Annotated in this window: 7 protein-coding genes and 2 pseudogenes; 3 read left to right on the top strand and 6 right to left on the bottom strand. The window is 58.8% G+C overall.

From position 1 onward, the window contains the following. Positions 1-18: 18 nt before the first annotated feature. Both kdsA and LN050_05510 read right to left on the bottom strand, forming a co-directional pair. On the bottom strand, positions 19-873 hold the full coding sequence (kdsA, locus tag LN050_05515; GenBank protein ID UFS57250.1) for a 3-deoxy-8-phosphooctulonate synthase: 855 nt from the start codon (positions 871-873) through the stop codon (positions 19-21). Continuing rightward, complete coding sequence (locus LN050_05510) at positions 870-2,534, bottom strand: CTP synthase (protein ID UFS57249.1); 1,665 nt, start codon at positions 2,532-2,534, stop codon at positions 870-872. Before LN050_05510 ends, kdsA begins: the two co-directional genes overlap by 4 nt. Positions 2,535-2,712: 178 nt before the next feature. On the opposite strand from LN050_05510, the pseudogene coaBC reads away from it, so the two are divergent. Together coaBC and LN050_05500 are read left to right on the top strand one after the other, a co-directional pair. Next, positions 2,713-3,923, top strand: a pseudogene (gene coaBC, locus LN050_05505) (bifunctional phosphopantothenoylcysteine decarboxylase/phosphopantothenate--cysteine ligase CoaBC). Next, positions 3,920-4,060: a hypothetical protein gene (locus tag LN050_05500; protein UFS57248.1), complete on the top strand. Its 141-nt coding sequence runs from the start codon at positions 3,920-3,922 to the stop codon at positions 4,058-4,060. Before coaBC ends, LN050_05500 begins: the two are co-directional and overlap by 4 nt. 60 nt (positions 4,061-4,120) lie before the next feature. Here the strand turns inward: LN050_05500 and LN050_05495 are convergent, their stop codons facing one another. The 3 genes from LN050_05495 to LN050_05485 form a co-directional block, all read right to left on the bottom strand. Beyond that, positions 4,121-6,556, bottom strand: coding sequence for a penicillin acylase family protein (locus LN050_05495; protein UFS57247.1), 2,436 nt, complete (start codon positions 6,554-6,556; stop codon positions 4,121-4,123). Between the two features lie 74 nt (positions 6,557-6,630). After that, complete coding sequence (gene iaaH / locus LN050_05490) at positions 6,631-8,085, bottom strand: indoleacetamide hydrolase (GenBank protein ID UFS57246.1); 1,455 nt, start codon at positions 8,083-8,085, stop codon at positions 6,631-6,633. Between the two features lie 17 nt (positions 8,086-8,102). Continuing rightward, on the bottom strand, positions 8,103-10,724 hold the full coding sequence (locus LN050_05485) for an FAD-dependent oxidoreductase (protein ID UFS57245.1): 2,622 nt from the start codon (positions 10,722-10,724) through the stop codon (positions 8,103-8,105). Between the two features lie 493 nt (positions 10,725-11,217). Here LN050_05485 and LN050_05480 point away from each other — a divergent pair, with 493 nt between their 5' ends. Then, positions 11,218-12,432: a urate hydroxylase PuuD gene (locus LN050_05480; protein ID UFS57244.1), complete on the top strand. Its 1,215-nt coding sequence runs from the start codon at positions 11,218-11,220 to the stop codon at positions 12,430-12,432. Positions 12,433-12,437: 5 nt separating this feature from the next. On the opposite strand, the pseudogene LN050_05475 reads toward LN050_05480, so the two are convergent. Continuing rightward, positions 12,438-13,645 (bottom strand): annotated as a pseudogene (locus tag LN050_05475) (8-oxoguanine deaminase). Positions 13,646-13,742: the final 97 nt, after the last annotated feature.

Genomic DNA, 13,742 nt, shown 5'->3' with positions numbered 1-13,742 from the left:
AAACGGGGGGCGACTTCTTTAGTTGAAGTCGTTTTCTAAAAAGGGTGAGGCTTTGGTGACCTTGTCCAAGGCTACCAAGGTTTGCAACAAGGCCCGCATGTGCTTGAGCGGCACAGCATTGGGGCCGTCGCTCATGGCCACGGCGGGGTTGGGGTGCGTCTCCATAAACAAACCGGCAACGCCTACAGCCACTGCAGCGCGCGACAACACGGGCACCATTTCGCGCATGCCGCCGCTGCTGGTGCCCTGGCCGCCTGGCAGCTGCACACTGTGCGTGGCGTCAAACACCACAGGCGCGCCGGTTTCCCGCATGATGGACAAGCTGCGCATGTCAGACACCAGGTTGTTGTAGCCAAAGCTGGCACCACGCTCGCAGGCCATGAAGTTATCGGCTTCAAGACCAGCCTCTGTGGCGGCAGCGCGCGCTTTGTCTATGACGTTTTTCATGTCATGCGGCGCTAAAAACTGGCCTTTTTTGATGTTGACCGGCTTACCGCTTTGCGCCACGGCGCGAATAAAGTCGGTTTGGCGGCACAAAAAAGCAGGTGTTTGCAACACATCCACCACGCTGGCAACGTCTGCAATTTGACCAATGTCGTGTACGTCTGTGAGCACGGGCACGCCCAGCTCTTTTTTGACTTTGGCCAAAATGGCCAGGCCCGCATCAATGCCTGGACCCCTAAAGGTAGAGCCGCTGGAGCGGTTGGCTTTGTCAAAGCTGCTTTTGAAGATAAACGGAATGCCCAGTTCGTCGGCTATTTCTTTGAGCGTGCCGGCAGTGTCCATTTGCAGTTGCTCGGACTCGATCACGCAGGGGCCCGCAATCAGGAAAAACGGCTTGTCCAAGCCGGCTTCAAAGTGACACAGTTTCATGATGCAACCTTTGCCTTATCGGCAGACTTGTTTGTAATGGCGGCCTTGATAAAAGCGTTGAACAAGGGGTGGCCGTCCCAAGGTGTGGATTTGAACTCAGGGTGGAACTGTACGCCTACATACCAGGGATGGACGCTGCTGGGCAGTTCGACAATTTCGGTGAGTTGCTCGCGTTGTGTCAGCGCTGAAATTACCAAGCCTGCATCGCGCAATGTGTCCAGGTAGTTCACATTGGCCTCGTAGCGGTGGCGATGGCGTTCGGTCACCACATCGCCATAAATGCCGTGTGCCAAGGTGCCGGGTGTCACGTCCGAGCTTTGCGCGCCCAGACGCATGGTGCCGCCCAGGTCTGACTTGGCGTTGCGCTTTTGAATAGAGCCGTCGGCATCCAGCCATTCGTCTATCAGTGCGATCACAGGCGTTTTGGTGGCAGGGTCAAACTCTGTGGAGTTGGCGTCTTTCAGGCCTGCGACGTGGCGGGCAAACTCAATGGTGGCTACTTGCATGCCCAAGCAAATGCCGAGATAGGGCACTTGACCTTCGCGGGCAAATCTGGCGGTGCAAATCTTGCCTTCAACGCCGCGCGAGCCAAAGCCGCCAGGTACCAGAATGGCATCAAAGGCCTCCAGCTGTTTGACGTTGCCTGCGGTAATGTTCTCTGAGTCAACATAGGAGATGTTGACTTTGTGGTGGTTTTTGAGACCAGCGTGGCGCAGCGCCTCGTTGACCGACTTGTAGCTGTCCGACAAGTCAACGTATTTGCCGACCATGGCGATGTTGACTTCGCCTTGTGGGTTGGCCACTTCAGCCACCAGGCTGTCCCAACGGCTGAGGTTGGCAGGTGGTGTGTTGAGGCGCAGCTTGTCACAAATGAGGCCGTCCAGGCCTTGCTCGTGCAGCACGCGCGGTACTTTGTAAATGGTGTCCACGTCTGGCATGGAAATGACACCCCACTCGGCCACGTTGGTAAACAGCGAAATTTTCTCGCGCTCTTCTTCTGGAATGTTGCGGTCTGCGCGGCACAGCAAGGCGTCTGGCTGGATACCGATTTCGCGCATTTTTTGCACAGTGTGCTGTGTGGGCTTGGTTTTCAGTTCGCCAGCCGTTGGAATCCAGGGCAGGTAAGTGAGGTGCACAAACGCTGCCATGTTGGGGCCCATGCGCAGGCTGAGCTGTCGCACGGCCTCTAAAAACGGCAGTGATTCAATGTCACCTACGGTGCCGCCAATTTCAACAATGGCCACGTCAACAGCGTCTGGCGTGCCCACACCTGCGCCGCGCTTGACAAAGTCTTGAATCTCGTTGGTCACGTGTGGAATGACCTGCACGGTTTTGCCCAAATAGTCGCCGCGGCGTTCTTTTTCGAGAACACTCTTGTAAATTTGGCCGGTTGTGAAGTTATTGGCCTTTTTCATGCGCGTTTCAATGAAGCGCTCGTAGTGGCCTAAGTCTAAGTCGGTCTCTGCGCCATCGTCGGTCACAAACACCTCTCCGTGCTGAAACGGCGACATGGTGCCGGGGTCAACGTTGAGATACGGGTCTAGCTTGATGAGGGTAACTTTGAGGCCGCGAGACTCTAAAAGTGCGGCCAATGATGCAGAAGCGATGCCCTTACCCAATGAGGACACCACACCGCCAGTAACGAAGACGAATTTGGTCATGTCAGGAGCGAGTGTTGAGTTCTCGCGGCTGGTGGAAATTCCAATTATAAAGGCGGCTTTTTGCTGGCTGTGGCCTGTGTGCCTCGTCATAGGCTAAATTACTGCCATGTCTACCCCAAACACCACACCGCAGGCCCACGAGGCCGCCCCCGTTACCGTACCCAGTGCCAACCATTTGATGGGCAAGCACATTGTGCTGGGCATGAGTGGTGGCATTGCCTGTTACAAGGGGGCTGAGTTGTGCCGCGCCCTGGTCAAAGCTGGCGCCACCGTGCAAGTGGTGATGACAGCAGCGGCCACCGAATTTATGACAGCAGTGACCATGCAGGCCCTGAGCGCACGCCCTGTGTTTACCAGCCAGTGGGACAGCCGCGAGGCGGGCGGTGTCGATAACAACATGGCGCACATCAACCTCAGCCGAGAAGCCGACGCCATTGTGGTGGCTCCGGCCAGCGCCGACTTCATGGCCAAGTTGCTGCACGGGCGCGCCGATGACTTGCTAAGCCTGATGTGCTTGGCCAGGCCTGTGGCCACTGTGCCACTGATTGTGGCCCCGGCCATGAACCGCGAAATGTGGCAACACCCTGCCACGCAGCGCAATATGGCCCAGCTCAAGGCGGATGGTACTCACGTGCTGGATGTGGGCGTTGGCGAGCAGGCCTGTGGCGAGGTGGGTGATGGGCGCATGCTGGAGCCACACGAGTTGTTGGCTGAGTTGCAAGCGTTTTTCACGCCAAAGGTATTGACTGGCAAGCGCGTGTGCATCACAGCAGGCCCCACCTACGAGGCCATAGACCCGGTGCGCGGCATCACAAACCGCTCCAGCGGTAAGATGGGTTTTGCCCTGGCCCAGGCCTGTGCCGACGCTGGCGCGCAGGTGTGTGTGGTAGCTGGCCTGTGGCCTTGCCAACGCCAAGAGGCGTGACACGCGTTGATGTGCAAAGCGCCAAAGAGATGTTGGCTGCAACGCAGCTGCAAACGACTACGAGCGATGTGCTGATAGCCTGTGCGGCCGTCGCGGACTGGGCACCCGCAACTGCGGCCCAGCAAAAGCTCAAAAAAGACGGCACGGGCGACGTGCCTGCACTGTCATTTGTGGACAATCCCGACATATTGGCCACCATCGCGGCCAGTGATAGGGCGTTGGCAGGTGACTTGTACTGTGTAGGCTTTGCCGCTGAAAGCCACGACTTGCTGGCCCACGCCACGGCCAAGCGCCAGCGCAAAGGCGTGCCCATGCTGGTGGGCAACATAGGCCCCGAGACCTTTGGCCTTGACGACAATGCGTTACTGCTGGTGACCGAGCAAGCGCCTGTCGCCACGCAACGCGCCGACAAACTCAGCTTGGCCCATTGGTTGGTGCAGCGCATCGCGCAGCAAATGGGGTGACTGAGCAGCGCGGCATTGACGCGCTTAACGTGGCACAGCGCGGCGCACAAGAGGCCGCTTTATACCTGTACAAATCAGAAAGGCTGCGCGGTGGCCCAGCGGTACAGGTGCACCATTCCAAGCCCAGCCACGCCTGAGGGTTTGGCGGGTCATGCCAACCCCAGCCAACACCGTGACATGGCTGGGGCGCATGGGCGCTAGGGGGCAATCACTTTGAGCTGGGTCACGGATTGCTGATGGCTTTGCACGTCTTGCGCCAAAAAGTGCATGGGCTTTTTGCCATAGCTTAGATACATGTCAAGCTGGTCAAGCGCGTGGGGGCTGGGCTGACCTTTTGAGGCAATAAAGCCACTTTGACCCGGGGCCACGGCGTCCCAGCCTTGGACGCCGGCGGCATTAAACACCAACAAATTGTTTTCGGTGCCCCGGTTGGCAAAGGGGCGGCTAATCGCCTCGCTGGGTAAGGCCTGGGGCACACCAAAAAAGTTTTTGTCACTAAAGGTCACGTCCACCATGGGGGTGCGCCAGTTGGATAGCCCCGAGCCGTGCTTGTCTACCAAGGTTTGGTAGGCCTGTTGCAGGGCCTTGGTCGCCACATCGCGTGGGTCACGTCCGCCCAGGGCATCGACGGTTTGAGTTACGCCAGCTTTTGTGCCCAGCAGCGCCTCGTACAACACCTTCACCCCCGCTGGGAAGTTAACCGAGGCTGGGTTGCGCGCGCCGCCATCGGACCAGTAACCGGCACCGGCGTAGCGCGCGCGGTAGGGTTCTGGAATGAGTGGCAGCAGCGTGTCTTGTAGCATAGCGTGCAGCCAGGCGCCCACGATCACGCTGCCAGGCGTGGTGGCCTCAAAGCCGTTGGTTGCCACGCGGTTGTGGCCGTCCCAGTCTTTGATCAGGGCCATCATGGCGTGCACCGGGCTTTGCGCCGGCAGGCGTTGGGCAGCCTCGCGCATCAGGGGCAAGAATAACCGGGCGTTTAGATCAACCGAGCTGGTCTCTTGCACCAGGTTCCACATATCGTCGGCGGTCAGTGTGGGCTTGGCCTCCAAGCGTTGGGTGATTTCGTCCACCCGGTCGGCGCTGCCCCACAGAATGCTGTAGTGGTCGGTGGCCGGGTAGTTGGCCTGTGGCGAGTTGTTCCAGTTGGCAATATAGCCTTGGGCGGGGTTGTACACATGGGGGTTGGTGCTGGTGGGCAGGTTGCCTTTCCAGTCCCATTCACCGGTGCCCGGCACCGGTAGGCGCGGGTCGTGGCCCGCTGCGCGCGCGGGGTAGGCGCCGGTGTGGTAGTAACCAATGTTGCCGTCGCGGTCGGCGTAGTACCAGTTGATGGTTAAAGCGTGCTGTTGCGCCCAGCTTTGCCATTGCGACCAATTGTTGGCTTGGGTGGAGCGGGTCCACGCCATAAGGGATTGCAGCTCCTTGCCGTGCCACGCCCGCGCTTTGGCGTATGCCACGTGGGCTTGGGTATCGGACTGCACCACGATGCCGTGCACCGTGCGCGATACCGCCAAACTCAGTGGCTGGGCTTGACCCTTTACGCGGATGCGATCGACGCGGGTTTGCATGGTGTGCCACGCATTCTTGTAGCGGTACCGTTTGCTGTCTGTGGGGTGCAGTTGCTCGGCAAAAATATCCACACCGTCGCCCACACCCGCCGTGGCGCCCCAACCGATGCGATCGTTGTGGCCGAACAAGATCGTGGGATAGGCAAATGGGGTGTTGCCAACCACGTTGAAGCCGCCACCGTGCAGCCCCACCTCGTAGACATACGCGGGGTTAAACCAATTGAACTGCGGCCCGTTCAGCAACACCGCGTTGGCACCGTTGGCTTTGGCTTTGCCAACGGCCCAGAAGTTGCTGGTGGTGATGTTGTGCACCGGTGCTTGGGCCAATGCCACTTGCGGTGAAACCGCAGCCTTGGGCAGCGGTTGCGTCGTGGCGATCTGGGTGGGTTGGTAGCGTCCGTTGGCCAGTGGCACGGTGGTGGGGGCGTTGGCGTTGGTGCGCCACTTGATTTGATCAAACAAGGCCGCGCCTTTGGATGGGCCGTGCTGCTGAATTAACGCTTGACGCAGGCCAAGGTTAAAGATTTCGCTGTTGGCGTCGCTGTAGCGGTTGGCCATGGTGCCTACAAACACCATGGCCACGTCAAAATCTGTCCAGCGCGAGGGCTTAAAGCCAAAGTCCTTGAACTGTTTAGGCATGCGTTGGCTGGGGTTGGCGCGCACCTGTTTGATCCAGGCATTCATACCGTCGGCGTAGCCACGCAAAATGGCACGGTCGTCGGCTGATAACAACTCAATTTGGTCTTTGATGTCTTGCGGCCAGTAGTTGGCGCGCACGCTTTGGTCGTGTTTTAGGTAGTCTTGACCCAGCACCTCCGCCACCGTACCTTGGGTGCTGCGCTTGGTCATTTCCATTTGAAAGAGCCGGTCTTGTGCCACCGCGTAGCCGTAGCCGTAAAACACACCGTAGGTGGTTTGGGCATAGATATGTGGCACGCCGTAGTCGTCACGGCGAATGGTGACTTGATCGGTGGTTCCAGCCGCGACCGAGGCGGTGGCGGCGGCCATGCCAAGCCACGATGTGATGACGCGGCCAAGCCGCGCGCTGAACAAACGCTTCATGATGTGATTCACTCCCTTTGTTGTCGGATAAGCTTGGTGGGTTTTATTTGGCCCTGTCGCATCAGGGCTTGAGGCTAGAGTTGGCGCACCGGCTGCGCCGGCGCAAACTCACGCTCCACCGCCATGGCCAACGCGAGTAAGGCGTCGTCGGTTTGGGCTGGTGCATCAAGCTCTAGCCCCACGGGCAGGCCGCTGGCCTGGCCCACTGGCAATGAGATACCGCACAGTCCGGCGACGCTGCCGGGGTCGGTGTGGCGTATGTAGGTAGCAAAGGTAGGCACTTGTTGGCCAAGCAGCATGACGGTGTCGTCTTGTCCTATGGTCGCAGCAGGTAGAGGCGTGGTGGGAAACACCAGTGCGCGCACGTTGGCGGCGGCGTAGGTGTGGGCGTAAATGCTTTGCAAACGCTGTCGCGCGGCCAAGGCCTTGCTGTAAGCCGCGTAAGGCACTGCACCGCTGCCCAATAGAGGTTTGCAAGCTGCGGCCACGTCGGGGCTTTCAATGGCCGCAATGACGTCGGCAACGGTGAGGTTGTAGCCTGCGCGTTGCAAGTAGCGCCCCAGATCCAGCACGAATTCATAAAACACAATCGGAAAGCTTGCCGCTTGATTGGTTGTGGCCAAATCGGGCAGGTCAACCTCTACCCACTTCACGCCTGCGCGCGCCAGGGTTTCCACGGCTTGCTGCGCCACACGTTCGGTACCTGGGTCAAGGTTTTGCCAAAAGGCTTGCTTGGGCAGACCCAAGCGCACCCCTTGCAGGCTGCCCAGTGGCGCCACCGGCCGTGGCCGGTCTGCCATGACTGCATCGGCCGTAACCAGGTGCGCAGCGCTGAGTGCCAGCGGGCCGGGTACGTCTCGGGTGCTTGAAATAGGCACTATGCCTCTAGCCGGGTAGCGTCCCAGTGACGGGCGAAAGCCGGCCACACCGCACAACGACGCTGGCACTCGTACCGAGCCACCGGTGTCGGTGCCAATGGCCAATGGCACCAAGCCAGCGGCCACGGCCGCGCCACAGCCGCCGCTGCTGCCGCCAGGAATGCGCGCGGGGTCGTGTGGGTTGTGCACCGCGCCATTAACGGCGTTGTTGCTGGTGATGCCAAAAGCCAGCTCGTGCATGCCAAGTTTGCCGCTGATCAGGGCGCCGGCGCGGCGCAGGCGTTGCACCAGTGGGGCGTCTTCTCGGGGTATACGGTTTTGCAGGGCTCGCGTGCCGGCCCCGCAAGGCAGGCCAGCCACGTCGATGTTGTCTTTAAGGGCCACCACGGTGCCGTATAAAGGCATGACTTCTCCGGCACGCTCGCGCTGCGCCAACGCTTGGGCTTGTTGGTGCAAGCCCGCGGCGTCGAGTGTGACGTAGGCATTGAGCGCCTGGGCCGCCTTCGCGCGTGCAATGGCCTGATTGACCGCCTGGGTTAGCGTGTTGGCCGACGGGTTGCCGCTGACCGGCGTGGTGGCCGATATCGGTAGGTGCTTGGACAGCGCCGCTGCGGCGCCTGCGTGCAACAGCACTCGTTTGGTGACTTTCATCGTGGACTCCTTTGTGCTCAGTGGATTGCAAAATTCACGCCGTTAACCAGCCAACCTTTGGTCCACACGTTCATGGCGTGGATGCGGGCGTTGGGTCCGTAGTCATCGAGGTTGATGGTGATGGACTCGGTCTGTTGGAAAAGACGTTTATGCCCAAATGTTTGATGGCTTCCATCGCGGTACGTGAACGTAAGCGAGGACAAGGAGGGTTCTGGTTCTTTTCCTCCGGTGTACATGCCAAAAACCGCGACGATTGACTGGAGGTTATCGAGGCTGATGTTGGGGTATACCCCGCCGCCGTTGCCACCGACTGCGTCGGTGGCGTCAAAGCCGAGCTTGTCAATGGCCTCTCCAGATTGCACGTAAAGCGAACGGGGCGCCGTGGCTTCTAGGGGCGTGCGTGTGCCAACGGTAAAACCTATGAATGGCGAGTTACCGTAGGTAATGGCCTTGGGAGCGCTATCGAGTACCTGTGACAGCATGGCCGCGTTGCATGGCGCGGTGGTGCCAAGGCGCATCACAGCGGCTTCTTTGGTGATGGCCGTCATGGCGTTGATCGCGGATTGCATCGCCCCTTCAACCCAGCCGCCGTAGTTGCTCACGGAGCAGCCAGTGAAGTACAGCTTTTTCATGCTCGGATGGACCTGACTGCCCTTAACTGAGGCTTTGTCCCACAGCGTGCTGTTGATCGACGCGCTGGAGACGGTTTGAAAGGATTGCGTTAGAAAGGCCCCGCAGCCAACGTTATCGAGCTTAAAGCCCGTCCAAACATAAGGCACGTGGTTCCAGTACACGATAGAGAAGTAGCCTTCGTCGGATGAGCTGCCTGGTAGGTAAGAGATGAAGTTAAAGGTGTGCCCAAACAAGGGGTTACCCACAACCTCGGCGCTGACGCGCGCCTGTTCATAGCGCGGCGCATAGGCCTGCAGTACCGCGGTGGCCACGCCGTTGGCCTCGGTGCGTTGGCCGTGGTAGAAACCGGTGGTGCTAAGGCTTTGGTGTACGGCGTTGTCACGCGCCAGCACCTTGTCATAAATGGCCTGTGCGTTGTCTTGCCACGCGTAGTGCAATGCAGCGGTATAGGTTTGTGTGGCAAACGCCGAGCCTGACAGCGGCAGCATATAGCTCACGCCAATGGGGCTGTTGGCGCTTGGCGATAACGCGCCAAAGGCGGAGCGAATGCGTTTGTCGAATGGGGTTTGGGTATCCAGCGAAGCGTAGGCGGTCAGTGGTCCGTTGCCCTGCGCATTACGCGTAGGCCCGGCAACCGTTTGAAATATCTTGACTGCGCCGATGCCGATTTGTGCTTCAAGGTCGCGTTTGATATCGCTTTCAAAGGCGGTGTGCTGGGTGTCGTAAAGAGGGAAAATCGCCTGTGGCACCAAGCTGGCAAAGTTGGGCACCCGGGCCGCCGCTGCTTGGCTGCCTTGCAGCAAGCGTTGCGCGGCTTTATGGCTCATGGAGAGCACCAAAAAGTCGGCGCGATTGCCTATGCCGGGTGTGCCAGGGGCGGTGTCCACCAGAGGCACGTACTGGTCGGCCCGAGTGCTGTAGGCGATGCCCGCCACCGGGGTGTTGTAGTAGATGTGTACCCCGTGGCTTTGCGCGGTGGTGGCGAGTTGTTGCGCGAACTCGTATTGGCGTGGATTGGCAAACTCGGCGCTGTAGTCCCAAATAGTCAGGCGCATCATCTCCAGCGCGCAAACCTGAAAAAGCGGGGCAAAGCCGCCGGTGCCAAAGCCAATATAACCAATGATTTCAATGTCGTCGTTGCTGTAGCCGCCGCGTACCGAGAGAAAGTCGCGGTAACTTAAATGGCCGATGTCGTGGATGGCGGCTTGCCAAAAGGCTTTGATACGGTCTTGGGTGGTGGCAGATGGTGGTTGTTTAACCAAGTCTCTGATCACGGCAGCGGTGTCGGCAACGCCGGGTGGGTGGTACTGAATGAAACTCTCGATGTGGCGTTGGGCCAGTGAGGCATAAGGCTCAGGGATATTGACGCTGACGCCTTGGGTGTGCCACACCCCGGCTAAGACATCGCTGGTTTTGCCGTTGCCACGAAACAGCGTGGGCACTCTGCCTGGGTTGGGAAAGGCAGTAAAGGTTTCGCTGCCGGTTAGACCCAAGATTTTCTTTTGATAGCTCCAGTACAAATAAGACGTACTGGGAAACCGCATGGCGCCGTATTCCACCAACGATGCCTTGTTGCCGTCGCGCAAGATGGTGGCTTTGAGGCGACCGGCGCCGTTGATGGTTTCGCCAACCACCGGCGCGGGCCCCGCTTCGTAAAGGTTAACCAGCAGCCCCGCTTTGGCCAGTTGCCAAGCCGTGTAAAGGCCGGAGACGCCGCCACCAATCACGGCCACGCGCGGTGCGGGGTGCCCCTTCCAGTCGATGGGGCCACCCGAAGCGGTGAGTGGTGAGCGTTTCAGATCGGTGTCCTCTGTGGCCAGCAACTGGGCGTACTGCACGCCAGGGTTATCGATGAAGTGAAATGCGTTGGCTTCCGCCAAGATGTCGTCGATTGACTGGATGGCCAGACCGGTTTCGGGGTCAACCGCCGGGGTGGTGGTGTCGCGCCGGGTTCGTTGGTCTAGCGACTGTGCGTGCTGATGAAGTGCGTCAAAACTTATGCTCATGATTTCCCCCTTGATTTGTTTTGCTACTAATCGTGTTACATAAATTGGATTCAGTCAATATAAATGAGCTTTAAAGAGCTACAAAACTGTAGTGGGCAGCGTCAAGCGCGCATGACTTCCGCGTTAGCAGCTGCGAGTGACAGCCCATGGACTCAGTTCAAGGCCGGCGATTTGTCGTGCTGCTGGGCGGCCAAACACGCGCCACGCGCCATCAGGTGCGCAGGTTCATCACGACTGAAATGGGCGGCTTGCAAGGCGTCACGAGCCGGCCTAGTGTTTGTGCGCGTGCGCATTTGCCAGCTTCGCCGCCAGTGTCGCGCCTAGGTTGATTGCCTCGTTTTGAAATTTTGTATACAATTTTCTCTGGTCGCAGCGGTGCACGCGTGGATTTGTCATCTACGCCGGTTCGCGACCTCGAATAGGCTCACAGCGCCCGCAGTGGTGAGCTTGATACAACATCGCGACGCGGGCCGTCGTATTCGAGGCAACAGACATGGAAGCGTATTTATTTGACTGGGCCAATTTGCTCATTCGCTGGCTGCACGTCATCACCGCCATTGCATGGGTGGGTTCATCTTTCTACTTTGTCTTTTTAGACAACAACCTCATCAAGCCAGAGTCACCAGACTTGCTAGAAAAAGGTGTGGGTGGTGCCATGTGGGCCGTGCATGGTGGTGGTTTTTACAACCCGCAGAAATACCTCACAGCACCTAAAAAAGTGCACACCCACTTGCACTGGTTTTACTGGGAGAGCTACACCACTTGGCTCACAGGCTTTGCGTTGTTTTGTGTGTCTTACCTGTGGCAAGCGCAAACCTATATGGTGGACCCCAACCTTGTGGCCTGGTCGCAAGGCGAGGCAGTGGTGGTTGCACTGGCCTTCTTATTCGGTTTTTGGTTTGTGTACGACGCGCTGTGTCGCACCGTGGGTGCCAAAGACGGCGGCGACAAGTGGGTGGGCTTGTTTGTATTTGCCGCCATTGTGTTTGCCAGTTGGTTGTCCACGCAGTTGTTTGCTGGGCGCGCCGCGTTCCTGCTAATGGGTGCCATGATTGGCACGGCCATGAGTGCCAACGTGTTTTTCTGGATCATTCCTGGCCAACGCAAAATGGTGAAAGCCATGGGCTTAGGCGAACCGGTTGACCCCATACACGGTAAGCGCGGCAAGCAACGAAGCGTGCACAACACCTACTTCACCTTGCCTGTGCTGTTTGCCATGCTGAGCAATCACTACAGCTTTACTTACACCCACGAGTACAACTGGCTGGTGTTGGTGGTGATGATGACGGCGGGTGCATTGATTCGTCAGTTCTTTGTTATGCGCCATGGCTTTAAGCTGGGCCGTAACGCAAACCCCATGCCTTACGCCTTGGTGGGCGTGGCCTTAATCGTTGGCTTGATTGTGGCCATGGCGCCAGCGCCCAAAGCTGCGCTTTCAGCAGCGCAACAAGCTCAAGCTGAGCTGCCCGTGAGTTATGCCCAAGTCAAAGCTGTGATGGACCAGCGCTGCGTGTTGTGTCACGGCGAAGCCATGCAAATGAAAGGCGTGCGTTTGGACAACGCGTCAGACATTGCCACACATGCCCAGGGTGTTTACCAGCAAGTTGTAGTGACCAGGGCCATGCCCATGAACAATTCAACCGGCATTACTGATGACGAGCGCGAGTTGGTTGGCCGTTGGTTCAAGGCCGGTGCACCAACCGAGTAAGCGCGTTAAGCGTTGGCCAACTGTATAGCCAGTTGGTTGTGACGGGCAATTAGTTTGGGCAAGTTGATGCCCAGCAGTTGTCCGTCTTTTATTTTGACCGTGCCGTTGATCACCAGCGCGTCCACTTGCGCACTGGCGCACAGCATGAGCGCACCCACGGGGTCGTGCACGGCACCGCCGGCCATGGCCAAGGTGTTTAGTTTGTACAAAGCAAGGTCGGCGCACATGCCCACGCGTATCTGACCAATGTCGTGGGATCGGCCCAGTACTTGGGCGCTGCCACGAGTGGCCAGGCGCAAGGCATCGCGTGGCGTCATGTCGCCAGGTCCCAGATCGCAGCCAAAGAAGCTGCGGCCATCGCGTTGCTCTGGTGCTGCCATGGCGCGCCCTACGCGGGCCAACAGCATGGCCTGCCTGGCTTCATTGAGCAGGTGTGCCGCATCATTGCTGGCGCTGCCGTCTACGCCCAAGCCTACGGGCACACCGGCATCTAGCATGCGGCGAATGGGGGCAATGCCAGACGCCAAGCGCATGTTGCTGCAAGGGCAGTGGGCCACGCCGGTTTTGCTGGCGGCAAACAGTGAGATACCGTCGTCGTCTAGTTTGACGCAGTGGGCGTGCCATACGTCAGACCCCAACCAGCCTAGGTCTTGGGCGTATTGCGCGGGTGTGCAATTGAACTTCTCTAGGCTGTAGGCTATGTCATGGTCGTTTTCGGCCAAGTGCGTGTGCAAGCGTGCGCCTAGGCTGCGGGCCAACTCGGCTGAGGTTTTCATGAGGTCGCGGCTCACTGAAAATGGCGAGCAAGGCGCTACGGCCACGTTGACCATGGCTCCAAAGGAGCGATCGTGATACGTCTCAATCAGGCGCTGGGTGTCTTTCAGAATGGCGTCTTCGCGCTCTACCACCTGGTCTGGCGGCAAGCCTCCGGCGCTCTGCCCCACACTCATGCTGCCGCGTGTGGCAACAAAGCGCATGCCCATGGTGTGGGCGGCTTCATGCTGTCGTCCAAGCGCACGCCGTTGGGGTACAGGTACAAGTGGTCTGAGCTGGTGGTGCAGCCAGACAGCATCAACTCTGCCATGGCCACTTGTGTAGAGACTTGCACCATCTCGGGTGTCAAGCCCGCCCAAATGGGGTACAAGCCCTGCAGCCAAGAGAACAACTCTGCGTTTTGCACCTGCGGTATCGCCTTGGTGAGGCTTTGGTACATGTGGTGGTGGGTATTGATCAGTCCTGGCACCACCACGTGTTGGCTGGCGTCGATAACAGTGTCGGCTTGCGCTGGTACATCACAGGATTGGCCTATG

The sequence above is a fragment of the Comamonadaceae bacterium M7527 genome (assembly GCA_021044545.1).
Lineage (GTDB): Bacteria > Pseudomonadota > Gammaproteobacteria > Burkholderiales > Burkholderiaceae_C > RS62.
Note: the sequence above shows the minus strand (reverse complement) of the source record. Positions and strands in the feature narration are given on the sequence as shown.

Excerpts from the sequence above, each read along its gene's own strand:
- kdsA (UFS57250.1), bottom strand. The coding sequence starts at position 873 with ATGAAACTGTGTCACTTTGAAGCCGGCTTGGACAAGCCGTTTTTCCTG.
- LN050_05510 (UFS57249.1), bottom strand. The coding sequence starts at position 2,534 with ATGACCAAATTCGTCTTCGTTACTGGCGGTGTGGTGTCCTCATTGGGT.
- LN050_05485 (UFS57245.1), bottom strand. The coding sequence starts at position 10,724 with ATGAGCATAAGTTTTGACGCACTTCATCAGCACGCACAGTCGCTAGAC.
- LN050_05495 (UFS57247.1), bottom strand. The coding sequence starts at position 6,556 with ATGAAGCGTTTGTTCAGCGCGCGGCTTGGCCGCGTCATCACATCGTGG.
- iaaH (UFS57246.1), bottom strand. The coding sequence starts at position 8,085 with ATGAAAGTCACCAAACGAGTGCTGTTGCACGCAGGCGCCGCAGCGGCG.
- LN050_05480 (UFS57244.1), top strand. The coding sequence starts at position 11,218 with ATGGAAGCGTATTTATTTGACTGGGCCAATTTGCTCATTCGCTGGCTG.